This is a genomic window from Enterobacter sp. CRENT-193, from assembly GCF_002787395.1.
GTDB classification, from domain to species: Bacteria; Pseudomonadota; Gammaproteobacteria; order Enterobacterales; family Enterobacteriaceae; genus Enterobacter; species Enterobacter hormaechei_C.
The window spans coordinates 3,516,243-3,542,732 of record NZ_CP024812.1 but is presented as its reverse complement, the minus strand read 5'-3'; the positions used below and the strand labels follow the sequence as shown (position 1 = coordinate 3,542,732).

Below are 26,490 nucleotides of genomic sequence, written 5' to 3'. Positions count from 1 at the left end.
GGACTGGGGCTGGCGTGAATGATGGGTTAGTCCTTGGTTTCGATAATCCACCACACGGCACGCGGCAAGGCGCGGCCCGTGATGGGGTGAAAGTCGGTCAGGTCGGCTCGGGCTGTCCAGCCGCGAGGCGGACGGTAGCCGCGCACGTCGCCTTCGCCGTGCCAGCGGCGGGCGCGTACCGTACCGGGGGCATAGGTCGCCGCCATGCGTGGGCGGCTGGTCGTGGTGCGGGTCATTGGGGTTTCTCCTTGCAGCGAAGCGCCCCGGTCGAGGCCGGGGCGCTTGCCTTCCGTGCGGGTCAAGCGGCCAGTGCTTCGGCGGGTTCATCCGCCATTGCCTCGGCATCCTCCGGGGCGTTTTGCTCCGGGCCTTCTTCCTGCACGGCATCCTGCGGGCCTGCGGCCTTGAAGATGGCGGGCATCCAGCCCGTGCCATCGGCCAGCCGCTCGGCCTCGCTGGCAATGTCGGCCTTCTTCAACTTCGCCAGCCGGGTTACAGAATCCGGTGCAAACACGGCCACGGCATCCAGAATCACGGCCTTGGAAACATGCTTGAAGTAGCCTTCTGCGGTCGGCTTCCACCATGCGGCCATGTCGAGGCCCACGGCCTGCGCCAGTTCTGCGCCGCGCTGGTGCGGCGTGGCGCGGGGTGTCACCACGTCCACCGTGGAAGCCACGCACACGGCCAGCAGCCGCACCAGTTCATCTTGCGGCTTCGCCAGCAGCACGGCGAACAGTTCGGCGCTGTCCTCCGGCAAGGCTTCGCCCGCCACCTGTTGCAGTTCGCGCAGCGCCACGGCGGCGGGCGATTCGGGCAAGTCCGGGGCCATGCCTTCCAGCCGGTCTTGCACTTTGAGGCTTACGCCCAGCGGCAAGTCGTGGCCGTAGTGGCTGCCCTGCAAAACGGTCTGCACCATGCCATGCACCACGGCGGCCAGCGCGGCTTGCGGATGCCGGGCGACTTCGATTTGCAGCGCGGCGGTGCGGTGGGCGCTCAACTTCTGCGCCAGCCGGTCGGACATGGCGGCGGCCTTGGGCTGCCTGTCGTCGTCTCCGTCCTCGCCTTCCTCGTCGTTCGCGGCTTCGCCTTCGCCGCCGAAACCCTGCCGAATCCTTTCCAGTGTGCGCAGCGCCTTGGCTTCGGCTTCGCGCATCAGGCCGCGATGAATGACGGCCTCGCCGTTGCGGTCGATGGTGACGATGGCTCCGGCTGCGGCCTTCACGTTCGCGCCGTAGTCTTGCAAGCCATCTTCTAGCGCTTGCAACTGCTCGCCCACGGCTTCGCCTTCCTCCTGCAAGGCATCGGCCTTTTCCTCGTCGTCGGCGTCCAATGCGGCATCCACGGCTTCGGCCAGTTCGTGCATCCGGGCTTGCAGCTTCTCGATGCGTGCGGCTTCGCGCTTGTTCGGTTCGCGGCGCTCCCTCGGGGCGCGTTGGAAGGTGTGCAGGTCGGCATGGGTCGCGCCCGGCGTGGCATCCACCCACGCCCAACCTTCGGCGCGAACATTGGCGGCAATGCCTGCCAGCCGGGTTTGCGCCAGTCGTTCCAGCAGCGCGGCATCGGTCAGATACACGCCCGCATCGCCTTCCGCAAACAGGTCGCGGCGGATGCCACCGCCTGCGGCTTCGTAGGTGTCCAGCCCTACGAACCGCACCAGCGGATGCCGGTAGGCGTCGATTTCGCGCTCGGTCAGGCGTTCGCGCAAGTGGGACGGATGCCGCTGCCACTGCGGGGCATCGTAGAACGCGGCTTCCTGTGCGGCGTGGTCATCGGTGATGGCAAGCGCCATCAACTGATCGAGCGTGACGGCATCGGCGCGATAGTCGGCCATCAGGCGCGGCGACACGTTCGCCAGCTTCAAGCGGCGTTGCACCACCAGCGGCGTGACGCTGAAATCCGCCGCAATGTCCTCGATGGGCCGGCCTTCGGCCACCAGCGCGGCGAATGCCTCGAACTGGTCGGCGGGGTGCATGGCTTCGCGCTGTACGTTCTCGGTGAGGCTGGCCGTGCGGGCGGTGCCATCGGCTACCAGCAGGCAAGGAACCTCCCATTCCTTGCTGATGCGGTGCTTTTTCGCCAGCAGCTTCAACGCGGCGAGGCGACGGCCACCGGCGACGACTTCGTAATGCTCGCCATCGGCGGATGCAATCACGATCAGGTTTTGCAGCAGGCCGACACGCTGGATGGATGCGGCGAGTTCGGGGATGGACATGCGCGGGGTCTTGCGCACGTTGCGGCCCGTGGGGCGCAACACCAGCCGCGACAGCGGAACCAGAATCAGGTTCTTGGTCGGGTCGGCAGCTTCCAGCGCGGGGGCTTGGATGGCGCGGGCTTCGGTAGTGGTAACGGCGTTCATGGTGTATCTCCAATCAAGTGAAACAAGGGAATGGAGGGGAACCGCCCCTCCGGCGGGTAAAAGATCGGAAGGGTTCAGGCTTTCAACTGGCGCAGGCCATCGGCCAGCATCCAGAGGGCGCGATTGAGGCGCACATCGGAATCAATGCCTTGCACCGGGCGGGTCTGCTGGCGGCGCCCGTTGGCGCTGCGGCCATGCAATCCGCCTTTGGTCAGGTTTTCTTGGGTGCGGTTGAACACGCTCCACAAGTCCGGGCGGCGGTCGTCGAACCGGCGCGGCATCAGGATTTGCGATTCGGTGATGGGCGCTGGCTTGTTGTCGGTGGGGTCGTACTTGAGGGCCAGCGCGGAACGGGCGAACACTTCGGCCTCGCCTTCGTCCAGCGTGATCGCGCGCATGGCATCGCGGGATTCCTTCACCCGCTCGAAGCCGCTCAACACCTCGAAAGCGCCTTCGATGACGGAGCCGGCTACGTCGCCTTTGTGGGGCACGCGCACGTCCGCCACGGTGTCGCCGCAGACAAGACCATTGCTGCACACGAACCGGAACATGCCGGCCAGCATCTGATAGCTGCTGGTGCCGTCATGCGAGTTCAGCAGCACGATTTCGTTAGCCTCCGCGCCGTTGATCTGGCTGGCGTGGCGCAGGCGAATCATGTGTTTCGTGTGCTCGCGCTTGCCTTCATCGCGCACGCGGGTCTGCGTCACCATGAAGGGCTGGAAGCCTTCTTTCCGAAGCTCGGTCAGCACGGCGGCGGTGGGGATGTAGGCGTACCGCTGCGAACGGCTCTCATGCGGGGCGTCCGCGAAGATGGACGGCGCGACACGGTGAATCTGGTCATCGGTCAGCGGGTATTCGCTGCGCAGTGCCGGGGAACGGGAAGCGAAACGGGATGCGAGTTGCATGGTCTTTCTCCTGACAAAAAGAGGTTTGCTGTTCACACCGCACACCGGATTCCTAGATTCGGAGCCCAGCCTTTCAGCTGTTCGGTGCGGTCGGCACGAGGAACCCGGTTAGCCCTGTTGCCACCGTCTTTCCTGAGTTCATCGCCCGCGACGGTCAGGAGCGCGCGAACGGGTGCCGTCAAGGAGGCAAGCGCAGGGTTGGTGCGGCCCGCAGGCGCAGCCGAGGACACGGCCCTGCGTGCCTTGACGGCACACGGGCGCGGGCTACAGTCGCAGACAAGGTGATGAGGTCAGGGAAGACGGCTGGACATGGCAACGGCCATCCCTATGTGCCGAACCGCACGGCAAGCGAAGCGCGCAGGCCCGGATCTAGAAGCCGGGCCGGAGGCGTCAGCCGAGCGGAGCGAGGGAACGATGGAAGCCCGTCAGGGGCGAGACGCCGCAGGCGGCTCGATGCGCAACGCGCACGACAGCGCGACCGGCCATGTCTTCTTGGCCGGGGACGCCCTGACTTCGATGCTCGATGAACATCACGCCCAGGACAGCCCTCATGCACAAGGCATCGAGAAATTGCTTCTGCTGCTGGGACTGCGATTGGCTTCTGGCCGATCCGGCGCAGCCGGTTCGGCGGTCTTCCAGGGGCGCCAAGCATCGCGCGGCGGGGATAGCCCGCAGGGCTTTCCCCTGGAGGCAAGCGAAGCGCCGCGGGCGCGAAGGCATCGGCATCGGGCGCAGCAAAAAGAATGGCGCGTCGCCCGAAAGGACGACGCGCCGGGTTGTTAGCGCGATCAGCTCGTCGCCGGCGACACCATCGCTTCAAGCTGCTCTATGACGCCCGGCTTAACGAAGACGCAAGGCTGGTTGGCCTCGATCGGCACGTTGAACACCTTGGCGAACACATGATGCTTCAGGTGCGCCAGCCGGCCCGTGCGATAAGCCTGCTCGGGCTTCAGGCGGCCACCCGGCGAGCCGCTGCGCTGCGGGTCGCATTCGACTAGCGCGACGAAACCATCGTCGGCCAGCTTCTGGTGCTCGGGGCATAGGCCCCAGCCCGTCTTCGTATGGTGCTCCATGCTTGCACGCAGGCGCTTGTCGAGCAGGATGGTGCCGGTATCGAACGCTTTGCCGCAGACCAGGCAAACGTGCTGTTCGAGGGAAACATGTGATTTATCGTTCATGACGATCTCCGGTTACACAGGCGGAATTGCCCGGAACCGTCACCAGCACGGCGCAGCGCAAGCGGTCAGGGGTCAAGGACGGCCGGGAGGCCGCAAGCGTGCTTGCACGCGCAGCCCTTGACGGCGAGAACGCCGTGATACGGTGAAGGGAACAGCAAGACCGCCTCACACCACCACCTACGCACACCTGTCTTCAGCAAGCGCAGGCCCGCGAGGGCCGTAGCTGCGCCACCGGGCGCAGCAAAAAAGGGGCCGCAGCCCCCCTGTGTCAGATCAGGCCACGCTCAGCGAATGACGTAGTGGCCTCGCCGCCGACGACGATGTGATCCAGCGTGCCAGCGCCAGGGCTTCCTTGAGGCGTTGGGTCAGCAGCTTGTCCGCCTGGCTCGGCTCGGAATTGCCGCTCGGATGATTGTGCGAAAAGATCACGGCCGCTGCGTTGTGTTGCAGTGCCGTTTTCACGACTTCGCGCGGATACACCGATGCCTGGTCGATGGTGCCGCGAAACATCTCCACGTATTCGATCAGACGGTTCTGGCTGTCGAGGAACAGCGTAGCGAAAACCTCATGCTCGAAGTTGGCCAGCTTGGTGCGCAGGTAGTCCTTGACCAGCGCCGGCGAAGTGAACAGCGTCCCGCGCGGAGTTTTCTGGTCGATAACGTACCGCGCAGCTTCCAGAATTTGGTCGGCAGTCGCCGGCAGATAGCGCCCCTGGTCGTCACGCACCAGCAGCGAGGAATCGAGAGACAGAGAAAGTTGCGACATGATCATGCTCCGGTTGCTCGGGCGGAATTGCCCGGAACCGGCCTCAGCACGGCGCAGCGCAAGCGGTCAGGGGTCAGCGACGGCCGCCAGGACGCAAGCGCGCAAGGCGCGCGCAGCCCTTGACGGCGAGAACGCCGTGATACGGTGAAGGGAACAGCAAGACCGCCCACACCCCGCCCGCAGAGACGACGGATGGGCAAGCGCAGCGCGCAGGCCCACAGGGCCGGAGGCGTCAGGGATCAAAGCCGGATGGCCATGACTCGGTACGAGGCATGGGGCGTAGCCCGCGAGCCCGACGGCGGAACGCCGGGACGCTCTTTTGTCGCTAAGTTCCTATGAAATGTGGAGCTTCAACTCGCGATCTATAGGTAACGACGTGACCACACGCATTTAGAGCATCGTCAGCAGGTTGGAGATGAAAATTGCTTTGTCCATAGAGCCGTCGATTCAGTCAAGAACCGCTGTTGCGCAGTCAGCGCTTCCCTCAAATCATTGCCCAAATCGTGGTGCCCCTGACTCAATAGTTCTGCCATCACGGACTCGGCGATTTGCGAACCCCGGGGGAATGCCAAAAGCGTGCCTTCGGCCAGTACAGGCGGGAACTCCATGTTCGAACCAGAACCTACCAAGCTCTTCACAGTCCATAGCATCTGTCCGGCCAAATCCTTGGGGAGCAATACCAGATGAAATCCATCGAGCAGCCATTGCACAGTCAAATGGTTGAGCTGGTAGAGATAGAGTTTCGAGGCGAGGTGAATGCGCGCGCCAATGCGCTTAGCGACATGCACGGCGCCCGCAAGATGGTGAGATCCGCCACTGTTGTCAAGGAACAAACGGCCATCCCAAGCTCGCACGCTAAACGTGTCGGAGCCACGTCCGTGCAGTAGCCGAATTTCGCCATGAGAACAAAGCTCTTTTAAGCTCGCATCATCCAGTCCGAGCGGGGGCTTTCCTTTTCTGGCATATCGATTCTGCTCATCAATATAGTAGGCACCAAAGACATCCACACTTTCGTGTGGCATATCTGCCGACTTGCTTGCGGAGATGCCCTCTATATCGCTTGCGTCGCATTCAAAGTGAGGCACCATCGTCACTTGCACTAGCGATCCATGAGGACTTTGGAAAGCCTCCTTAGCGCCCGAGGCTAAGCCCGAAAATCGGCTCCGCAAAGTAAAGTTGCTGCGATTAAGATTGTCCAGGATGTCCCATCGACGGCGTGAGTCATCAAAAATCTTCGATTTTGCGGTGTTGAGGAGCACATTTTTTCCTGCCGACTCCTTGAGCCCCAATAGCTCACGCCAAGCTTCACACCGCTTCCGTACAAGCGCCGGCGGTCGATTCCAAAATCTTCGCCACCACGGCCATGTGTGGAGTTCAAGCACAGAAATTGGAAACTCAGAGAGCGACATCGCATGCATAGGTTGCAAGTACCTGGTAGTTAGGCAAGCGCAGGCCCGCAAGGCCGGAGGCGTCAGGAATCAAAGCCGGGTGGCCGCGACTCGGCATGAGGCGCGGGGCGCAGCCCGCGAGTCCGACGGCGGAACGCCGGGACGCTCATAACGTAGGCGGCAGAAAGCCAATGAACAGCACGTCACGCTCAAACTGCCCGCTCAACTCTCTTGCTCTTCGGGGTACTCTGCTTGAGGAATTGATACCCAGCCATCGCGGGTAATGCCCGCCCCAATGCGGAGATTCTTGCTTTCGGTTGCCGCCCAGTGCCCACCCCGGTGCAATACAGCGCGAATTACGGACTTCCGCGGGTGATCCTCATCGGCTTTGGCAGAACTGCAAATGGCATTCCAGGTATGCTTGTCCGGCATGCTGTCCAATCGTGGACCAACCAGTTGATCCAGAATTTCAGTCGAGACATTGTGTCGCCCGCCATGATGAGGCACCTGGAAATACCGAATGCCTGGCAACGCGAGTCCGGCAAAAGGCGCGTAGTCAATAACCTCTTGCAGCGCTTCACGCCCGGCATCGCCAGTAAGCATGACACGATGACCGTTCAGAACAGCCGACTGGACCACACTCATTTCATTTTCACGGCTGGTAGGCTCCGGCGGAAAATATTCCTCGCCCCACAGGGACTTGATGTAGGCGGTCGCGGCCTTCACCACCCGGAATATGCTGCTCAGCGCGCTATCCAAAGCACTTTCTTCAACAGCTTCCGGTGTCTTCGCGGAGTCCACGATCAGGTCGAAGTAGCGATCTAGTGTGGGTGCCATCACCATGAAGGGACCGATGTTCTGCCCCTGAAGAGGGGCATGGATTGGAATTCCCTTCTCAACCGCAAGATCCTCAAGAATTGCCGTGGCATCGTAGATGGAGCGCAATTTCCGTCTCAGTGCTTCAACTGATTCATAGGTCTCGAATCGATCAATCAACTGATCTGCATAGATCCACGGCCTGTTGATCCAGAGATTTTTGACTGTGCATTGCTCCAGGACTTTTCGCAGCCCATTGGCGTGATCGCGATCGGGGTGTGTGAGGATCACATGGTCGATGACTGTTGTTCCATAGTACGTCTTCAGGTGCTCGACGAGCTGATCTCCCGTATCCAGATACCCACCGTCAACGACGTGCACGCCCTCTGTGCCATTCACCGAATAGCGTAGCGTGATTGCATCCCCGCTTTTCGCTGTTTCGACGCCAAGAAAATCGATCTCGAAGTAGTCAGCCATACATCCCTTTCGTTTTATGCCAAGAAAGTGCCGGCGGCTTTGCCTTTACCAGCGATCCACCGCACACCTGAGTCCTGTCGGAGTCCATACCAACGACACGGCGGGAAGGCCGCCAGCATCCTCGGCGATGCCGCGCAACGTATTTCGGTCTATGCCCGAATGTGCGCCGCCTTTCGGGTGGCTATGCCAAGTGCCGATGAAGGCCAGATACCCCAAAGAGGTTCCATTCGCTGTGCGCAAATTTTGAACAAGCCCATTCGTCCCAAGGACGAAGCGGGCGGCCTCCCGAATGCTGTCAGGCGGCGCATCCACGAGGCCAGCAATGGTGATGGTTCGATTCTCAAACGAGATACGACCGACCAAGGCTCCACCTGTTTCCAGAGCGCCCCAGCGCAGCGCATCAGCATGGATCGCTTGCACGACAGGGTGCAGAATCCGAATGTTCCAGCCACCATCGTCTGCTACGTTGAGCACAGTGGTCGGGCCGAGGCTGGTGCTGGTCCATGCCATGCCGAGGCCTTCGGTATCCGAGACCCCGGCGCAAAGCGTCGCCTCCTTCGGGAGTCCGCCAACGAGCCAGCGTTCCAGTTGCAGGCCAGCTAATGAAGCAGAACGCGAAACAACGGCATCGGACATTGGCATCGTCAGTGAACGGCAGTTGTCGCCCACAAAAATACGCGTCGGCTCAGACGTATCGCCAGCAATCGACGCCCGCAGTTCCGGCACAAACCGACAGCACTCGAACAAGAATGCCGTAAGATCGTCAACCCGACCGGCGCGACCAGGCCCTTCAAGCAAAACCGCGACACAGCGCCCCTGGCCATACATGACGATCCGTGCCAACCGCGCAGGGGATTGGTTCAGCGCCGTTGATTGCGTTTCTGCGGCCAACACCTGAAGTGAGGCTGTCGCATCCACGATGAGGGCCGCATCCTGCGGAACGGTTGCAGCAAACTGCGCAGCATCGACCAAGAGAGTCACTGCGTCGGTGTCGAACGCTTGCGATTGAAGATGCGACAGCGACTCAAAGGCCGTCTTCATCAGCGCCGACTTCCGAGGTGGGACCAGCACCGATGCCCGCTCAATGAGTGCATGCCGGGCCGCGTTGTGAGGCGACATGGACTCGTTATCGACGAAGGTCATTGAGCCGAAACCCGCTCGCCCCAGTTGCATCGCGATTTTCGACCCCACGCTTCCGCAGCCGAGCAAGACCAGCGGCTGCGATGTGGCCGCAGATGGAATGCCGGACGTTCTTGCCAGCAGTTCGGGAGACAACGCATGTGCGTGAAAAGCCGGGTGAACCGTGGCGTTTCGCTCCAGGAGCGATTGAGCGTTGAGTTCATAGCGCACCACGTAGGGCAATACCTCGATACTTCTCCCCGGTGAGCCCACAAGCGACGCTGGCCTTTGAACAGTCAGAATCACAATCGCATACAAGCCATGCGTCCAGCCACGCGAGTCTTGCTGCATATCCAGAATCGAACGTCCATAGTAGCCGTCCAAGCCTTGAGCCAAAGCGTCACGATCGACGCCGAGTTCCGCTGCTCGATCAAGCAACGTCGCGAGATCGACAACCGTCTCGGGTTGATAGTGGCCGACCACATGCGGGTTGCCGTCGGTTATTGGAGCCCGCGCAATGAAGGCTGCGGTATGGCCATTTCCCCATTTACCCAACTTGTCGTTGTGAACCTCCTGATAGAACACAGGATCGACTTGAGCAGTCAGTTCGGCATTGACGATGGCGTATAGCCCGCCATCAATCGTCACGTAGCCTGCGGGAACCACCAAAATCGTGCCGTCAGCGGGAGCGGCGGCCGCGACATTCTCGGCACTGAATACAAGGGTCGAAGGACAACTGTCTCGACGAGTCGGCTCCCACCCCTGTTCAAGGTCCAGCAACGTCCCGGCTGCGGCCTTGTGCAACCAAACGATCAACTGATCGACGATGGCGTCCAGACCAAACCGATGCAGCAGCTCGTCCAACGATCCCTCGAACAGACAAGGCGAGACCAACTCGCCTTCGCGATGAGGATTGATGTGCGGCAAGTTGAGTGGGAAGTCCGCACGCAAGAAAGGCTTGGGTGCAGACATGGGCCAGTCACTGCCGAATACCAGAACGCATGTCTCGACCGAGCGCACTCCGGTCCCGGATACGCCATTGCGCCGAGACCTGCTCGGCAATTCAACAGCAACATCGACTTCAATCTGCGTCGATTCACCACTTTTCCTTGGCTCGCCAACGCGGACAAGGCCCCTGTGCCGCTGAAGTTGATGCAGTGCGTCCGCGATGGTGCCCGTCATGATGCCCCGTGTGGCATGGGCGCGCGCGCGGAGGTGATCACGGCGGCGGCCTTCGATCCGGCTTCCTTCTTCGAGGGAGGCTGCACACCCTGAGCGGTGACGGTGAAAACGAGGGGCTCCACGGATTTTTCGCTCGGATATTCGCCCGTGCAGTAAAAGTCGCCTTTTACTTCGTCCACGATTGCTACGTATTCACGCTTTGCGCGGATGCAGGGCGGATCGCTGTCGTCGTCTGCGATCGGCTTGCAACTGGCGACGATGACGGCACCGTTGCGGGTCTGCGAAAGCGCCTTGCGAGCGTCGGCATCAAGTTTGGCCTTTTCGCGGTAGTCCGACCAACTGTCATAGGACAGCGAATGCCAGGAACAGTGATGTGGCGCCTGCATGATGTCGTACTCAAGCACATCGGCTTCGGCCTTGTGGCGCTGCCACTGGCGGTTCCAGATAAATACTTCGGCATCGCCACCAGTAAGGAATTTTGCGCCATCCGGCGTCTGAGCATCAGCGGCCAATGTGAAGTTCAAGATCACGCTGGACTGGTTCTTGACCAGGCACTCTTCCTCTTCTTCGTCGTCCTGGGCGTCCAAGGGTGCCAGAAGAATCGCGGAGAAGAATGCGGAACTCTTGCCATTGATCGTCGAGAAGCGCGTGTCCACCTTCCGCACAATCGAGGTGAGATCATCGGTTTTTCCGTCGATGTCCTCGCCCATGATCTGAATGCGGTCGCCGTTCCCGACGACGAAATTCTTGTCGCGGTTCAGCTGTACGCGCCGACGCGCCTCCGTGTTGAATGCCTTGGCGTCGTCACTCAAGGTGTGCGTCTTGCTGGCGCGTCGAAACACGATCGGAGACGACCATATCTCGCGGATCACGATCTTCTTGTCCTTGTCGTCCTTCTTGTCATCCGGATACTTGTCCAGCGGCCCCAGGTGGAAGTGCCGCGTCAGGCCTCGGCAATGGTCCTGGTCCGGGTGGCTCAGCAGGAACGCATCGACATACGGCCTGCCGTTCTCATCTTTCTTCAGTCGGTCGCGCAGATCCTTGGCGACATCGCGCGCCTCACCGTCAGGGTCGTCGGCGTCTTGCCTGATGTTTACGTCGATCAGCAGGGTGGTTGCGTCGAGGTCGCCGAACTTGATGAGGGTCATGTCCCCGTTGTCGACGGGAAAAAACGTGATGGTTGTGGGCATTGGGGCTCCGGGTAGACGACCGAAGGATGATCGCGTATAGTTAATGTACGACTATTTTTTATATCCGTCTACTTTTTAGGCGCAACTGATGCAAGAGCCCTCTGTCACTGCCGCCAATCCTGCTGAGCCCAAAGGGCTAAGTTGGGGGTTGGAAAGCAGACTTCAATTCATCGATTTCCGTTTGCGCTGGGAACGGCACATTAATCGAATGGATCTCACTGAGCACTTCGGCATATCGGTTCCCCAGGCGTCACTGGACATTGCCAAGTACACGGAGTTGGCGCCGAGCAACCTAACTTACGACCGCAGTTCCAAGACCTACACGGCAGCGCCGAGTTTTCACCCGCTTTACCAACGAAGTTCGGCGCAACACTATCTAGCGGAGCTGCTGGCCACCAAGATGGGAGTCATCGAGCCTGCGGCCAGCTTTATCGGCTCAGCACTTGAGGCAGATTGGGCGCCGTCCCCCTGGCGCACGATCAATGAACAGACCGTCGAAGCAGTGGTCCGGGCAATTCGGCAGCAGGAAGCCATTTGGGTGAGCTACCAGTCCATGACGTCCATGGACGAATCGGTTCGTCTGCTGTCTCCCCACGCCCTTGGTAATGACGGTTTTCGCTGGCACATGCGCGCGTTTTGCCACAAACGCCAGCGCTTCAGTGATTTCGTCCTCGCCCGAATCCTGCGCATCGACGGCTTCGAAGCGAGCCAAGTGGACGCCAGCCAAGATTCGCACTGGCAAACTCTCTTGACGCTGGTGCTTGCACCGCACCCCGATTTGCCCGCTGCCAAGAAACGAGTCCTGGAGTTGGACTATGGAATGGAAGACGGACAGGTCAAACTTCCATGCCGCCAAGCGTTTTTGTATTACACGCTGAGGCGTTTGGGCTTGCATACCAAGGAAGCACCCGACCCTCTCGCGCAGCAGATCACTTTAAAGAACCGCGATGAAATTCAACCCTATATTGATGCCTTGTCGGCCCAAAGCTGAACGCCCATGACAACTATTTTTGAACTGGTCAAAGACCCCTATGAGCGCAAGGCGCGCGTAATCCCAGGACTTCTTGTAGCGTTACCGCTGCTCGTTCCTTTGTTGTGCGTCTACGGCGCAAAGCACCCGGTACTTACAGGCGTGATCGGCTTGCTTGGTGGCTGCGGTGCCATTTATGCGCTTGCGAGCGTAGCTCGCGGGCGCGGGAAGAAGCTTGAAGAGATCCTGGTTGCAAGGTGGGGCGGTATGCCGACAACCATCGCGTTACGCCATCGCGACAAGTTTCTCGATGGTGTCAGCAAGCAGCGCTACCACACGGCGATCACGGCCAAGCTGGGCATCGCCATGCCAACGGCAGAAGAAGAATCAGCAAGCCCTGACAAGGCAGACGACATCTACGTTGGCGCCACAAAGCGGCTTCGCGAACTCACGCGTTCCAACAAGCAGCTCTTGCTGAAAGAGAACATCGCCTACGGATTTCACCGCAATATGCTGGCAATGAAGCCTGCCGGCATCGTGTCGTGCCTCCTGGGCATCGTCTACGGATTGCTGATTGCAAAGATTCTGCAGGTAGTACCTCCTCATTTTAACCTAGAGCACCTTGCCGATCCGGGGCTTGCCGCAGGCTTGACACTGCTCATTTCGCTGGCATTACTTGCCGCTTGGCTGCTGTATTTCGATCAGGGCGCGGTCAGACGGATGGGGTTCGTCTATGCAGAACGCTTGTTTGAGTGCTTGCCGTCTTTGCCTTCTTCGGCCCCGCGGAAAAGAGCCTCAAAACCGACTACGGACTGAGATTCAATGCTCTTTGCAAATAGGCGCGTAACTCCGCAGGAATGCTTGCCTATCGGCTGACTTCCGACGGGGGATGGTCACGCCTCTTGGCTGGCAGCCGCGTGATTGCGATGCAGGTCCGAAACCACCGCGATCAATCTGTTGATCGGTTCAGCCAGCCGCTTCGGCAAGACGCGATGCTGGGTATGGGTTTTCAAGTCGGCGATCCAGCGATGCGCAACCCACACGTCTTCTTCAGGGTGGTGGTTGTCTACGCCGTTGCAATACTTGTAGCCAACGAGCGAATCAGTGTGCGACAGCAGGATGCGCGCCATCGTCATGTGGAAGCGATGGGCCTGGAGATCCGCCGGGCCTTTGGGACGCGGCAGGGTCAGTCGTAGGCATCGCTGGCCGTTGAACTCGCTCCAGTCGGGGCCAACGACTTGTCCCGCGCGTTCCAGCATCTTGCGCGACTGTTCGTTCTTGCCATTGACCAAGGCAACGGCGACCGTACCCTTCGGGTACTCCAGCTTTTCGGCGAGCAGGTTCATCCAGCGCACCAACTTGTTCAGGGTCTCATCGTCGGCAAACACAAGGAACTGATGGCGCTGCTCGTCGTCCAGAAACGCCGGCAATTGCGCGTAGAGGGGGTACAGCAGGTCGTGGAGATAGATGTAGGTCTGCCGGCGTCCTTGCTCGTGGCTCCGCGTGGTCGCAGTCAATACCTGCCGTGCCCACTCGGGCGTGAGTTCGTCCAGCGTCATCTCGGTGATGTCGATGGAGATGAGCGGGAATCCGAGCGACTTCCCGATAAGAGCCTTGCGCCCGTCGAAGGCGTGGCCGAGTTCGATTTCAACGCCGCCCAGCACCATCGGTTCAGCCTGGACCGGGGGGCCGAGCACGGCAACGTCGAGCCGGAATTTGCTGCCGAATGGCGTCTCCAGGGGATGCTCGGTTGCCACCTGGTCGGCGCCGAGCAACAAGTTGCCTTCCAGCGGATAGTCCGACGCATCCATATCCTTGAACGCCCACGGCATCGCAAGCCCGGCATTCAAACGTCGTGAGAGTTCGGCCGCGACAAGTTCTTTCGCCCGCCGGTGTTCAGGACTTTCCTGCACGGCGCGCCATCGGCTGGCTTCTTCATCGTCGAAGTGCGCTTTGGGGTTAAAGGTGTGCTGGGCAGGAAGTACGCGGAAATGGGATCGCCGACGCAGCTTCCCGCTTTCAAAGGAGGGGCTGACCCATGTCACCATCTGGCGCTCTGCGCCTGGAGACACCAAGGGCCACAGCTTGCGCGCATGTTCCCGGCTGCGAACGTCGCGCGCGGCAATCGTGGTCTGGAAAATCCCTTTTCGAGAGAAGACAACGATCGCCTCGTCCATTCCTGTCTCTCACTTACGGCGATACGGCCGCTAATTTCGTGGTGCCATCCAGCTTGCGGTGAATCAGCGATACCAGCGTCAGGATGTCCAGTGCGTCCTGTTCGGACATGGGCCAATTCGTCTTGGGCGCATGGGCCAGCGGATTGCGCACGGCGCCAAATAAGCCGATCAGCAGGTTGGCAAAGCCTTTCTGCTCGCTCTTTTCGGACTCGGTGGTGAGCGGTCCCAAGGCGAGAACGGGTTGCTGGCCTGCGAATGCCTTGTTCACCAAGTCCGCGCCGTCGCCGTTCAGGCCCGACAGCAGGCGAATCCGCTCCGCAACACCTTTCGTTGCCTCGAACACGGCATGGAAGTAGTTTTCCTCCAGCAACTCGGCGCGGCAGTAGTTCAGCACTTCCGCATGGACGACGCGGCTTTCCAGTGCGGCCTTGAGTCGTCCCGCGCGGGCGCGGGCGGCATCAAGCGTCGTGGCCTTATCGGCGTGAGCAACCTTGCCGTCATCGCGCACGTAGAAACCGGAGAAGGCAAGGACGACATTGAGTTCGTCGCGCCGCCAAGCGAACGTCGCGGGATCGCGGGCGTAGTTCACCGGGTTCATCGCGCGGTTGATGAACATGATGAGATGGTTGCCGATCTGGTGGTGGTTCTGCGCACCGGCCAGCGCATTGAACAACCGCTTCCACTTTGTCATGCCGGGCGACGTGTCGGCAACCTCGATTTCCTGCAGCAGCCGCTCGATCTGTGTACCGCTCAGACCGCGTTCGGTATCGGCGAGCACGCGGCAGGCGGCTTCAAGATGCTGTGAGTTGAAAGGGGTAATTCGCGTCGCCAATGCCTGTCTCCCTCGTCAGGCATCAGATGATGGCCTGCAGGCCCTTGTCGGCGATGACGTTGAGCAGTTTGAGCGCTGGCCCCGTGGGATGGGTTTCGCCTTGTTCCCACTTGCGCACGGTCGAGGCCGACGTGTGTAGATGAAGAGCGAACACCGGCTGGCTAAACTTCAAGGCTTCACGCAGCCGCTTGATATCGAAAGCACTGAACTCCCGCACCGGCGGCGGGCAGATTGCGTCGAACTCGCGCATCGTTACCTTGCCGATCGCTCCCGCTTCGTGGAGCGCGGCCAGATCGCCACGCAGGGATTCAATGATCTTGCTCACAATGCACCTCCAATAACACGCCTGACTGCAACGCCTTCGACAATGCTTCGGCGGACAGTTCCAGGAACACCTTGCCGGCGAATTGCAGTGCCTTCTTCTCGTCCTGCGTAATGTTCGCCTTGTCGCTCTTGGGGAACCCATGCAGGAACACATAGCGGCTGCCGATCCGGGCCGACAATAACGTGCGGTAGCCGCCACTCTTGCCACCACCAGGGCGGGCAACCCGTTTCTTGTAAAGGAAGCCGCCCAAGTCCGCGTCAATCAGACCGCTTTCCATCTCCTGAACCGCTTTGCACAAGGCGGCATCGGACAGCTTTTCGCCCGCCTGCCACCGCGCAAAATCCTTTCGTTTGAGGATGCGCGTCATCTTGACCTTCAAACTATACCCGAAACGGGCACACTTTTCCAGTGCTTAGTACGATACGCAGGCGGTGATGGCCACTGAGCCAATTGTCGTAGCGGTGATACGACAATTGGGGCGGCAAGGTGGATTGCTGGCCTCTGATCATGCGGTCACCTCTTTCGGTTCTTGATGCATGCTGACGACCGACTTGCGTCGATTCGCCACCAGTTCGGCGGCTTCCCGCACGGGCTTGTCCTCGGTGTGGACGTAGCGCATGAACATCACCACGGTCTTGTGCGCCGTCAGGGCCATGCCGACCTTGACCGGGATACCCGAATTGGCAATGTCGGTCGCCGAGCGGTGGCGGATGCCGTGCGTCCCCACATGCGTTGCCCCCGCCGCTTTGAGCGCACGGCTCCAGCCGCCGTAATACTCGCCCGTGGTCAGGTGTTGCCCTGGATGGCGCGGCGACGGCAGGACGTAAGGATTGCCTTCCTGCCTCGGCGCCGTCGAAAGCAGCCGGTAGGCTTCCTCGCTGATGGGCTTGGACATACCGCCGGTCTTGCTGTCAGGCCAGACGACGCGGCGGTTTTCCAGATCGATCCATTCCCATTCGAGCGAGACGATTTCGCCACGGCGGCCGGCAAACTCGAATTGCAGGCGGATCGCCAACGGGATGACGTAGTTCTCCAGCCCCTCGGCCTCGATCTTGTCGAGCTGCCGGAAAAGTTTTCCCATGTCCTCGTCGCTGATAAGGTGGGTGGACTTGCCGGCAGGGAACATTGGGACATGGCGGCAGGGATTGGTGCCGTCAGGCCGATAGCCCCACACCTCAGCCAAATTGAACATCTTGCGCAGGATGCTGAACGCCTTGTTCGCCTCGGTCTGCTTGTAGGAAAGCTTTTCCATCAGTCCGGCAATGTCAGGCCGCTTCACGTCGTGGACCTTCTTGCGGCCCAACAACGGGATGATGCAGCGGTCGATGACACCTTGATAGCCGACTCGGGTGCTGGGCTTGTTGCGCTTCTTGGAGTGGTCCTCCATGAACTTCTTGCACAACTCTTCGACGGTGGGCGCTTTGCGTGCTTCCGTCTTGGCTGCGCCGGGATCACCACCCCGGCGTACCTGGGCCAGCCATTCTTGCGCGAGCGAACGGGCCTGTTCGACGGTCAGTTCCCCGTACTGACCCAAGGCGGGCTTGCGGCGCTCGCCAGCGTTCGTCCGGTACTGGAGCATGAACACCTTGCGGCCCGACGGGGTAATCTTGCACAAGAAGCCGGGAACCAACGTATCCCGGAGTTCGACGGCCTGCGCCTGGGGGTGTGCCGCATCGACAGCGGACTTGGTGAGTTTGATTTTTGCCATGATGACTCCTTGGAAAGACCCGGTTCCCAGGAGCCTTCTAGGGGCCAGTAGAGGGAAAGTCAGGTCAAGTTTCGGAAAGCACCGGCATATGATGAACTCGCCTAAGTCATTGATAAACCTGCTGTATCAAGCCTTGGCGTAGTCCAGCGCAGTACCGGGCTGGAGTCATGGTGAAATAAAAAAAGCCCGCCGTTACCGGCGGGCTTTCATTTTGGGGTCAATCGTCTTCCTCATCGTCCAGCTCAACCGGCGTCTGATATTGATCCGGTTTGATGACCAGAAGGTCGCAGCGCAGATGGTCGATCACCTGCTCGGCGGTATTTCCCAGGAACGCGGCAGAAATACCGGTCCGGCCGATGGTGCCCAGCACCACAATCCCGGCCTGCAAATGCTCCGCCAGATCCGGAATAACCTCTTCCGGTAACCCTTTTTCTACGTGGGTCATGTTCTCATCGATACTGAATTTCTGGCGCAGCGCTTTCATGGCCAGCAGATGCTGACCGCGAATCGCGTCGTTATACACGCTCGGGTCAAATTCAGGCAGCTCGATGGCGATATTGATTGGCGTAACCGGATAGGCGCCCACCAGATGGACTTCAGTATGGTTAACCTGGTCGGCAAGCTGAAGCGTCTCCTTCACCAGTTTCTCGTTCAGCGAATTGTGATAATCCTCTTCGCTGGCCAGATTGACCGCCACGACGGCTTTCCCGCCCTCAGGCCACGGCTGATCTTTCACCATCCATACCGGACAAGGGCATTTGCGCAGCAGGTGCCAGTCTGTTGGAGTGAAAATCACGGATTCCAGTTTGTCATGCTGGTGCGCCATTTTCAGCAGCAGGTCATGCCCACCGGCCACCACTTCCTGAATAATGGCTTCGAAGGGGCGGTTGTGCCAGACTACTTTAATATCAATCGGTACGCCCGCTTCCAGGTAATACTTCGCCTGCTCGCGGATCCACGCGGTACGCTGGCTGATCACTCCCTGACGCATAGCGGTGCGCTCGTCAGGCGACAGAAGGGTGGTCATCTCGTATGAGAAGTCATAAATCGGCAAAAAGGCTTTAATTTTGCCACCAATCCGTTGATGTAAATACACAGCACGTCGTAATGCCGGCTGATCGTCCTGATTAGGATCGATAGCCACCAGCATGTTTTGATACTTTGCCATACAGGTCTCCTTACTACTGTCACCACAGTCTGTAAGTAAAAGAGTAACCTATATATCTTGAATGAAACAGGGGGGAAGTTTTTGCCAGATCAATAATCATGAAAATTTATCGACCTGGCATAAGATATCCGGGAGAGTTATGCCACGTTACGTGAGTGACCCGCCAGAATGGCCAGCGCTTCACCGTTTTCGATGGTGATATACTTACCTTTAACCGCCAGCATTCCGCTCTTCTGGAAGCGACCCAGCAGACGGCTGATGGTTTCCACGGTCAGGCCCAGATAGTTACCAATATCACCGCGCGTCATGGTCAGACGGAATTCACGCGGGGAGAAGCCACGTTCCGCGAAACGGCGGGAGAGGTTATAGATAAAGGCGGCCAGACGCTCTTCGGCATTCTTCTTAGAAAGCAGCAGGATCATATCCTGATCGCCTTTGATCTCACCGCTCATCAGACGCATCATCTGCTGACGCAGGTTCGGCATCTTACCGGACAGATCGTCCAGCGTCTCAAACGGAATTTCGCAGACCATAGAGGTTTCCAGCGCCTGAGCAAAGCTCGGGTGATGGCCACTGCCGATGGCGTCAAAGCCGACTAAATCGCCTGCCAGATGGAAGCCGGTGATCTGCTCGTCGCCCTGTTCGGTAATGGTGTAGCTTTTGATGGTGCCAGAACGGATAGCATAGAGCGACTTCAGTTCGTCTCCCGCCTTAAACAGCGTCTGCCCTTTCTGAATAGGCTTTTTGCGCTCGATGATATTGTCAAGCTGATCGAGTTCGTGCTCATTCAGAGTAAACGGGATACAGAGCTGGCTGATGCTGCAATCCTGGCAATGGATAGCACAACCGCCAGACTGAATGCGTCGTATAATTCGCTTTTCCGGGATCATAGGTTTGCTCAAGCCTTAATTGATATTGGTCAATTTTAACATCTTTTTGGTAAGGACGTAAGTCTGGCAAACCCCCAATAAAGACAAGAGACGGCAGCGTGTTGCCATCTCCTTGAAATTCCACAGAATGATTAAGGATTATGAACCTAACAGGAAGAAAATTAAGCACAAAAAGCCTGGGAATTACAGCAGAAAATACCCTTCGTGACGCAGCAGCCACTCTTTGCGCTGTACGCCCCCGGCATAGCCGGTGAGGGTGCCGTTGCGCCCAATCACGCGATGGCAAGGCACCACAATGCTGACGGGGTTAGAGCCATTTGCCGCACCGACCGCGCGCGCCGCGCCGGCACGACCAAGCTGTTCTGCCAGCTGACCGTAGTGCATCACCTGCCCGCAGGGAATATTACGCAGCGCCTGCCACACCTCGCGCTGGAAAGGGGTGCCCGCCGTGGCGGTTGGCAGGGTATTAATAATGCTGAGATCGCCCTCGAAGTAGGCCGTCAGTTTATCGCTCAGCCCGCCAGGATTACGGGCAGTAACACGCTCGTATCCCTCGGCGCGATAATGGATGTTGAGCAGCTCAACCATCCGGTCGCTGTGCTCTTCCCATTCAACCGCGCGCAGATTGAACGCTTCATCCGCGATAACCCACAGCGGCCCCAGCGGCGTCGCAATCTTATCTTCGAGTAATCTCAGCATCAGTACTCCTTAGTTCAGCCTCGGGTAAACACCCGGTCCAATCGGCAGGCCGACAAGATACCACGCCACCAGCATCACCAGCCATACCCCTAAGAAGATAAGCGGATAGGGCAGAACCAGCGAATAGTAGGTACCCAGCTTAGCCTCCGGTCTGTAGCGTTGCAGGAAGCCTAAAAACAGCGGAACGAAGGGTGACACGGGCGCCAGCGGGATCACCGAGGAATCGGCGACACGGAACAGGATCTGGGCGAACGCCGGATGGAAGCCGAGCATCATAAACATGGGGACAAAGATGGGCGCCAGAATCGACCAGATGGCCGACCCGCTGGCAATAAACATGCACAGCAGGGACGACAGCAGCGCCAGGCCGACAAACGCCGGAACACCGCTCAACCCCGCCGCCTCCAGCGCGTCCGTCAGGCTCACGGCCATAAACTTGCCCATGTTGCTCCAGTTAAACATGGCGACAAACTGCGCCAGCGGGAACACCATCACGATAAAACCCGCCATCTCCTTCATCGGCTCGATCATCAGGTGCGGCAGATCTCCCTGACGGCGGATTTTGCCGGTGGCGATGCCGTACGCGAGCGAAACGACGAAGAAGAAGAGAATTATCAGCGGCACAATGCCCTGAATAAACGGCGAGGGCAGTACGGTGTGTTTGATCGGATCGCGCAGCACGCCATTTTCCGGTACCACCATCAGCGCCACCACCGCAATGAACGCCAGCGAGACGATCCCGGCTACGCGCAGGCCGAACTGCTGCTCTTTGCTCAGCGTCTCCAGCTTTTCATCGCTCCGGCCTTCCCATTTACCCAGGCGCGGCTCAATGATTTTATCGGTAATCAGACCCCCGACAATCGTCAGGACAATCACTGAACTGGCCATAAAGTACCAGTTGTCGATCACGCTGACGTGCATGGTCGCATCGATGGTGCTGGCTGCCTCTGTGCTGATGCCGGAGAGCAGCACATCGGTGGTCACGATAAGCAGGTTAGCGGTAAACCCACAGCCGACGCCCGCAATCGCCGACAGCAGGCCCGCAACAGGATGACGACCAACGGCGAGGAAAATCAGCGCCCCCATCGGCGGCATGATCACCAGTGCCGCGTCGGACGAGATATGGCTGAAGAAGGCAATAAACAGCACCATATAGCTGGCATAACGCGCGCTGACGTGCGAGGCCATTTTGACCATCAGCGCGGGCAGCAGACCCACGCGCTCGGCCAGTCCCGCGCCTAACACCAGCGCCAGGATGGCGCCCAGCGGCGCAAAACCGCTGAAGTTTTTAATCACGTTCGGCAAAAACCAGTGCAACCCTTCAACGCTGAGCAGGTTTTTCACTGCCACCATGCTGCCGTCGGCCGGGCTGCGCACGCTCACCTCAAAGGCGGACAGCACGGCCGTCGCGACCATCAGGATGACAATTAAATAGATAAAAAGCAGGAAAGGGTGCGGCACTTTATTGCCGATCCTTTCAACCCAGCCATAGAGCTTACCGGATGGGGAATGCGAAGGTATGGAAGACATACTCATGGGCGTTCCTCGGGACTGTTGTTGTGTTGTTGTGTTGTGTTTTTTTATTTTAAAGGTGACGGTGTCACGCCCTGCGGGATCGGACACTCGTACGGTTTTTCTGTTATGTGTTGTTCGAACTCTTCCCGGCATTTTCGCAACAGGTCGGCATCCTGAAGCAGATGCAGCGCGGTCGCGCCCATCACTTTTCCGGCCAGCAACATGCCTTTATGGGCAATAGAGGTACGCCCCTGCGTCACTAATTGCCAGGTATGCAGCGGGGTGCCCACGGTAAAACAAGGGCTAAAGCACTGTGCAACAGGCATCTTCCAGCTGACATCCCCCACATCGGTGGAGCCTGCCAGCACGTTATCGGTGATGGCATATGGGGCAACTTCATCCACCAGCAGCGTCTCCTGATGGCGTCGGGCAAACGCTTTTCCCTCTTCGGCCCCCGTTGCGGCAATGTTTTTCAGGCTGTTTTGCAGGTCGTTTGCCGTGAGCGTAGCGCGGATTTTACGGGCAAATTCGCGTTCCTCTTCCGTCCAGGCCGGCGTGCCGTAATGCTGCAATGCGCGGTACATCGCCGCTTCGAGCGTTCGATTCGACAGATAGCTGGAGCAGGCTTTATCAAAGCGGCACTCGACGGTGGTTTCGGTCATCATCGCCGCGCCCTGGGCGATTTTCTCGATGCGCGCGTAGATCTGCTGCGCATCGGCCATCTCCGGGGCGCGGATCAGGTACAGCACCTCGGCCTGGGCCTGCACCACGTTAGGCGAAATTCCGCCGGTATCGGTGATGGCGTAATGAACGCGCGCTTTTTCAATGATGTGTTCGTTGAGGAAGTTTGTGCCGGTGGTCATCAACGTCACGGCATCCAGCGCGCTGCGTCCCAGATGTGGGGAGTTAGCGGCATGGGCGGCGATCCCCTTAAACCGCCAGGCGGCCTGAATATTGGCCAGCGTGCTGACGTTAAACATCCCGGCAAAGGCTTCCGGGTGCCATGTCACGGCAGCGTCCACGTCGTCAAATAATCCTTCACGCACCATAAAGGTTTTACCGGAGCCGCCTTCCTCGCCGGGACAGCCGTAAAAACGCACCGTTCCGCTGCCGCCGTGCTGTTCCAGCCAGCTTTTCACCGCCACCGCCCCGGCAAAGGCAGCCGTGCCTAAGAGGTTATGCCCGCAGCCGTGGCCGTTCGCCCCCGGGGTGGCGGATTGCGCCGTCGCGCAGTGTGCCTGCTGGCTTAGCCCGGCCAGGGCATCGTATTCGCCCAGAAGGGCGATAACGGGCTTGCCGCTGCCGTAGCTGGCAATAAAGGCGTTGGGAATGCCTCCGGCTTCCCGCGTCAGGGTAAAGCCCTCGGCTTCCAGCGCGCTGGCGAGGCGTTCGGCGGACCAGAACTCTTCAAAGCGCGTTTCGGGATGATCCCAGATGTCGTCGGCAATATCGGTAAACGTCTGACATCGCGTGTCGATGGCATCAGCGATAAAAGCGTAGTTCTCCTGCATTACACACCTCGCGTCCACGGGAAATTAAGCGCAGTTCGCGCCAGCGTTTCGATGGCAACGTTCATCACCTGCTCATCAAAATCGAATTTTTCGTTGTGATGTCCGGCGCTCAGCTGGGTGCCGAAAACCATATACGAGGCCATGCCGCCGTTCTGCTGCACGCGGGCCATCATTAGCGTGGCGTCTTCGGAGCCCGCAGGCGCTTTGACCTTATTAATGGCATGAGTCACACCGGGCACCTGGCTTGCCTGCTCGCGCAGATAATCGACCCAGGCCGGGGAAGGGACGCTGGAGGTCGCCGCCCCCATCAGGTTTATCCCGGCTGTTACGCCATAGAGCGCCGCCGCGCCGGTAATTACCGCCTGCGCGCGCTCAAAGACATACTGATTAATGGCCTCGCTTTCGCCGCGGGTTTCAACCTTAAGTAACGCATCAGCCGGAACCACGTTGCGTCCGCTGCCCGCCTGCATGACCCCGACGTTAACCCGGGACGCGCCTTCGCTGTGTGGCGCGATGCCATGCAGCGCGATAGCGGCCTGGGCAGCAGCAAGCAGGGCGTTACGGCCCTCTTCCGGTTTACCGCCAGCGTGTGCGGCGACTCCGGTAAAGCGCACGTCAAATTTGGTGGTCGCCATGAAGTTATCGCTGCCGCAGATCACTGTCCCTTCCGGAACGCCGGTTCCGATATGAATGGCGGTAAAGTAGTCTACGCCGTCCAGCGCGCCTGCGGCGACCATAGCGCGCGCGCCGCGCGTACCCTCTTCGGCAGGCTGGAAGATCAGTTTGATGGTGCCGTTGAGCTGCGCTTCATGCTGCTTAAGCACCTGCGCGAGCCCCAGACCAATGGTGGTATGCCCGTCGTGGCCACAGGCGTGCATCATTCCCGGATTGCAGGAGGCAAACCCGTCGCGGAACGGGCGATGGCTGTCGTCGAGCGCTTCGCTTAAATCAAGGGCGTCCATGTCCACGCGAAACGCCAGGGTTGGGCCCGGGCGGCCGGTATTCAGGGTCGCGACAATGCCGGTGAACCCGCCCTCAAACGGCGCCAGCCATTTCTCCGGCGCGCCCTGCGCCCGGGCGCGGGCAAACTCTCGCGAAAGGGTGGCGTCATCGGGCAGTCCCATACGGCTTTCGGCGTCGACCACGTCGCGACCCATCGCCAGCTCGTAACCCAGTGAGGCGAGGATCTCCGCCACTTTTGCCGCAGTGCGAAACTCCACCCAACCGGATTCCGCGAAATGGTGGAAATCGCGACGCCATGCGCTCAGTTGTGGGGCTAATGTCTGGATGTACTGCGCCAGTGCGTTCATATCTTTTCCTGTCATCATTAAAATATGTGAACTGCTTCACGCTGTGATAGTTTTTACTTATCACTAATCGTTTTTTCACAGTTTTAACCGTTCAGGAATTACCCTCGCACATCCGTTTCCATTAAAGTAGATGACAGTTTCTTTACTCTGATAAACAACGGTTATCGGTCTCGTTATGTCATTTCAGATTAAATTTCATCAAATCAGGGCGTTTGTCGAGGTGGCGCGTCAGGGCAGCATTCGCGGCGCCAGCCGGACGCTTAATCTTTCGCAGCCCGCGCTGACCAAATCCATTAAAGAGCTGGAGGAGGGTATGGCGGCCCAGCTATTTGTGCGCCGGAGTAAAGGCGTCGCGCTGACCGAGTGCGGGGAAGGGTTTTATCACCGCGCTAATTTGATTCTGGAAGAGCTGCGTGCAGCGCAGGATGACATCCGCCAGCGACAGGGCGAGCTTGCCGGACAGATCAATATTGGGATGGGAGCCAGCATTTCACGCAGCCTGATGCCAGCCGTCATTACGCGTTTTCATGCGCAGCATCCTCAGGTCAACGTCCGGATTATGGAAGGCCAGCTGGTGTCGATGATTAATGAATTACGTCAGGGTGAGCTGGACTTTACCATCAATACCTATTATCAGGGGCCGTACGATCACGAATTTACGTTTGAAAAGCTGTTCGAAAAGCCTTTTGCCGTATTTTGTCGGGCAGGACATCCGGCGACAGGGGCGACCTCAATTAATGAGCTTCTGCAATATAACTGGACGATGCCTACGCCCCGGGGAAGTTATTATAAGCAGTTACAGGATACTTTTAACCATCGCTCTCAAATACCGCGAATTGGCGTTGTCTGTGAGACCTTTTCCTCCTGTATTAGCCTCGTCGCACAAAGCGATTTCATCAGCATTTTACCGCAAGAGCTGGGCTGCGATCCGCTTCTGGCGCACCGTCTGATAATGCTGCCGGTTGTCGAAACCCTGCCTAAAGCGGCATATTATTTAATTCAGCGTCGTGATTCTCGCCAGACACCGCTTGCCGAATCATTAATCACGCAGTTTCGAAGAGAGGCCAGGAAATTAATTTAATAAAAATAACAACAATAAAAAATAGAGTCTGCCCGACATCAGACAGACTCCACAGAACACACAGTCGTGCATCCTTTCGCGGATCCTACATGCATTATCCATTGGGCAGGTTTATTAAGTTATAACAGCTTTTTCTTAAAAGAGAAGGACGTTGAGTGATTGATTTCACGATTTTTTAACGTATTTATTTAATTAATTACGGCTGAAATTTAAGTTAAGGTTAGATTAAATTTATTGCGTCTGCGATTATCTGTTCCTTAAGCCATTATTTGTACCCGTGCCCGGGTGATTGAGACCCGCAACGGGCGCAGGTATAGTACATCACTCAGATGTAGCCGGAGGATTTCCATGAACCCTGACGACAAATCACTTTTTCTTGACGCCATGGAGGATGTCCAGCCGCTCAAACGCTGCGCGGATATTCACTGGCAGCAGAGCCGCAACACGCGGGCGCGTCAGGAAATAGATACTGAGCAGCTCGATAACTTTCTGACGCTGGGGTTTCTGGAACTGTTGCCCCTTGACGAGCCGCTGATGTTCCAGCGTGAAGGGGTACAGCAGGGGGTATTTGATAAGCTGCGTTCCGGCAAATATTCCCGTCAGGCCAGCTTAACGCTGTTACGCCAGCCTGCGGAGCAATGCCGCCAGCTGGTCTATTCCTTTATTCGCCAGGCCGGACGTGACGGGCTACGCAACCTGATCATCGTGCATGGTAAAGGGCGTGAACAGCAGTCGCACCCTAACGTAGTGCGCAGCTATCTTGCGCGCTGGTTGACCGAGTTCGACGAAGTACAGGCCTTTTGCGAAGCGCAGCCGCATCACGGCGGCAGCGGAGCATGCTATGTCTCGTTGCGTAAATCAGAGGATGCGAAGCGAGATAACTGGGAACGCCACGCCAAGCGCAGCCGCTAATCAGGCAGGCGGGCGA

24 protein-coding genes and 1 pseudogene are annotated in these 26,490 nt (G+C 58.9%); 5 read left to right on the top strand and 20 right to left on the bottom strand.

The features are described 5' to 3' along the window. Positions 1–26 precede the first annotated feature (26 nt). The 3 genes from CU081_RS17565 to CU081_RS17555 all read right to left on the bottom strand — a co-directional run bounded on the left by CU081_RS17565 (position 27) and on the right by CU081_RS17555 (position 3,261). Entirely contained in the window at positions 27–236 is a 210-nt protein-coding gene (locus CU081_RS17565; RefSeq protein ID WP_023110658.1) for a hypothetical protein, read from the bottom strand. 62 nt (positions 237–298) lie between these two features. After that, positions 299–2,356: a ParB/RepB/Spo0J family partition protein gene (locus CU081_RS17560; RefSeq protein WP_014703524.1), complete on the bottom strand. Its 2,058-nt coding sequence runs from the start codon at positions 2,354–2,356 to the stop codon at positions 299–301. A 74-nt stretch (positions 2,357–2,430) separates the two neighbouring features. Further along, the gene (locus CU081_RS17555; RefSeq protein ID WP_023110659.1) at positions 2,431–3,261 is read right to left on the bottom strand and encodes a DUF932 domain-containing protein; all 831 of its coding nucleotides are present in this window, start codon (positions 3,259–3,261) and stop codon (positions 2,431–2,433) included. Between the two features lie 453 nt (positions 3,262–3,714). Here CU081_RS17555 and CU081_RS17550 point away from each other — a divergent pair, with 453 nt between their 5' ends. Continuing rightward, on the top strand, positions 3,715–4,044 hold the full coding sequence (locus CU081_RS17550; RefSeq protein ID WP_104142379.1) for a hypothetical protein: 330 nt from the start codon (positions 3,715–3,717) through the stop codon (positions 4,042–4,044). A 5-nt stretch (positions 4,045–4,049) separates the two neighbouring features. Here CU081_RS17550 and CU081_RS17545 read toward each other — a convergent pair whose 3' ends face one another. From CU081_RS17545 to CU081_RS17520, 6 genes and pseudogenes are all read right to left on the bottom strand, one after another. Next, positions 4,050–4,439, bottom strand: a complete 390-nt coding sequence (locus CU081_RS17545) for a hypothetical protein (RefSeq protein ID WP_014703520.1) — start codon at positions 4,437–4,439, stop codon at positions 4,050–4,052. 268 nt (positions 4,440–4,707) lie between these two features. Then, positions 4,708–5,204, bottom strand: a pseudogene (locus tag CU081_RS17540) (JAB domain-containing protein). 401 nt (positions 5,205–5,605) lie between these two features. Further along, positions 5,606–6,463, bottom strand: a complete 858-nt coding sequence (locus tag CU081_RS17535) for a DUF6685 family protein (RefSeq protein ID WP_045285107.1) — start codon at positions 6,461–6,463, stop codon at positions 5,606–5,608. A gap of 351 nt (positions 6,464–6,814) precedes the next feature. Further along, positions 6,815–7,885, bottom strand: a complete 1,071-nt coding sequence (locus tag CU081_RS17530; protein WP_014703517.1) for a ComEC/Rec2 family competence protein — start codon at positions 7,883–7,885, stop codon at positions 6,815–6,817. Between the two features lie 45 nt (positions 7,886–7,930). Next, positions 7,931–10,186, bottom strand: a complete 2,256-nt coding sequence (locus tag CU081_RS17525) for a ThiF family adenylyltransferase (protein WP_014703516.1) — start codon at positions 10,184–10,186, stop codon at positions 7,931–7,933. Beyond that, positions 10,183–11,376 (bottom strand): hypothetical protein, encoded by a 1,194-nt coding sequence (locus CU081_RS17520; RefSeq protein WP_023110661.1) that lies wholly within the window; start codon positions 11,374–11,376, stop codon positions 10,183–10,185. The genes CU081_RS17525 and CU081_RS17520 overlap by 4 nt, the downstream gene beginning before the upstream one ends. 88 nt (positions 11,377–11,464) lie before the next feature. On the opposite strand from CU081_RS17520, the gene CU081_RS17515 reads away from it, so the two are divergent. Then, positions 11,465–12,367, top strand: a complete 903-nt coding sequence (locus CU081_RS17515; protein ID WP_014703513.1) for a WYL domain-containing protein — start codon at positions 11,465–11,467, stop codon at positions 12,365–12,367. 6 nt (positions 12,368–12,373) lie between these two features. Then, complete coding sequence (locus CU081_RS17510; protein ID WP_014703512.1) at positions 12,374–13,162, top strand: hypothetical protein; 789 nt, start codon at positions 12,374–12,376, stop codon at positions 13,160–13,162. A gap of 77 nt (positions 13,163–13,239) precedes the next feature. Here CU081_RS17510 and CU081_RS17505 read toward each other — a convergent pair whose 3' ends face one another. From CU081_RS17505 to CU081_RS17455, 11 genes are all read right to left on the bottom strand, one after another. Continuing rightward, positions 13,240–14,523, bottom strand: coding sequence for a hypothetical protein (locus tag CU081_RS17505; RefSeq protein WP_014703511.1), 1,284 nt, complete (start codon positions 14,521–14,523; stop codon positions 13,240–13,242). A gap of 13 nt (positions 14,524–14,536) precedes the next feature. Further along, complete coding sequence (locus CU081_RS17500; protein WP_014703510.1) at positions 14,537–15,355, bottom strand: TIGR02391 family protein; 819 nt, start codon at positions 15,353–15,355, stop codon at positions 14,537–14,539. Positions 15,356–15,377: 22 nt separating this feature from the next. After that, complete coding sequence (locus CU081_RS17495) at positions 15,378–15,680, bottom strand: helix-turn-helix domain-containing protein (RefSeq protein WP_014703509.1); 303 nt, start codon at positions 15,678–15,680, stop codon at positions 15,378–15,380. Further along, positions 15,664–16,047, bottom strand: coding sequence for a type II toxin-antitoxin system RelE/ParE family toxin (locus CU081_RS17490; protein WP_014703508.1), 384 nt, complete (start codon positions 16,045–16,047; stop codon positions 15,664–15,666). Before CU081_RS17490 ends, CU081_RS17495 begins: the two co-directional genes overlap by 17 nt. Positions 16,048–16,185: 138 nt before the next feature. Beyond that, complete coding sequence (locus CU081_RS17485; RefSeq protein ID WP_023110663.1) at positions 16,186–17,388, bottom strand: tyrosine-type recombinase/integrase; 1,203 nt, start codon at positions 17,386–17,388, stop codon at positions 16,186–16,188. Positions 17,389–17,605: 217 nt separating this feature from the next. Beyond that, on the bottom strand, positions 17,606–18,556 hold the full coding sequence (uspE, locus tag CU081_RS17480; protein WP_003857535.1) for a universal stress protein UspE: 951 nt from the start codon (positions 18,554–18,556) through the stop codon (positions 17,606–17,608). A 137-nt stretch (positions 18,557–18,693) separates the two neighbouring features. Continuing rightward, positions 18,694–19,446: a fumarate/nitrate reduction transcriptional regulator Fnr gene (gene fnr / locus CU081_RS17475; protein WP_000611906.1), complete on the bottom strand. Its 753-nt coding sequence runs from the start codon at positions 19,444–19,446 to the stop codon at positions 18,694–18,696. Positions 19,447–19,629: 183 nt separating this feature from the next. Continuing rightward, positions 19,630–20,145: a methylated-DNA--[protein]-cysteine S-methyltransferase gene (ogt, locus tag CU081_RS17470; protein WP_003857532.1), complete on the bottom strand. Its 516-nt coding sequence runs from the start codon at positions 20,143–20,145 to the stop codon at positions 19,630–19,632. Positions 20,146–20,154: 9 nt separating this feature from the next. Continuing rightward, positions 20,155–21,681 carry a p-aminobenzoyl-glutamate transporter gene (abgT, locus tag CU081_RS17465; protein ID WP_022651040.1) on the bottom strand — a complete coding sequence of 509 codons (1,527 nt, stop codon included), beginning with the start codon at positions 21,679–21,681 and terminating at the stop codon, positions 20,155–20,157. A 44-nt stretch (positions 21,682–21,725) separates the two neighbouring features. Further along, positions 21,726–23,171 carry a M20 family metallopeptidase gene (locus CU081_RS17460; protein ID WP_022651041.1) on the bottom strand — a complete coding sequence of 482 codons (1,446 nt, stop codon included), beginning with the start codon at positions 23,169–23,171 and terminating at the stop codon, positions 21,726–21,728. Further along, positions 23,171–24,481, bottom strand: coding sequence for a M20 family metallo-hydrolase (locus CU081_RS17455; protein ID WP_003857525.1), 1,311 nt, complete (start codon positions 24,479–24,481; stop codon positions 23,171–23,173). The genes CU081_RS17460 and CU081_RS17455 overlap by 1 nt, the downstream gene beginning before the upstream one ends. A 175-nt stretch (positions 24,482–24,656) precedes the next feature. Here CU081_RS17455 and CU081_RS17450 point away from each other — a divergent pair, with 175 nt between their 5' ends. Together CU081_RS17450 and smrA are read left to right on the top strand one after the other, a co-directional pair. Next, entirely contained in the window at positions 24,657–25,562 is a 906-nt protein-coding gene (locus CU081_RS17450) for a LysR family transcriptional regulator (protein WP_003857524.1), read from the top strand. A 348-nt stretch (positions 25,563–25,910) separates the two neighbouring features. Next, positions 25,911–26,474 carry a DNA endonuclease SmrA gene (gene smrA, locus CU081_RS17445; protein ID WP_003857522.1) on the top strand — a complete coding sequence of 188 codons (564 nt, stop codon included), beginning with the start codon at positions 25,911–25,913 and terminating at the stop codon, positions 26,472–26,474. Positions 26,475–26,490 lie beyond the last annotated feature (16 nt).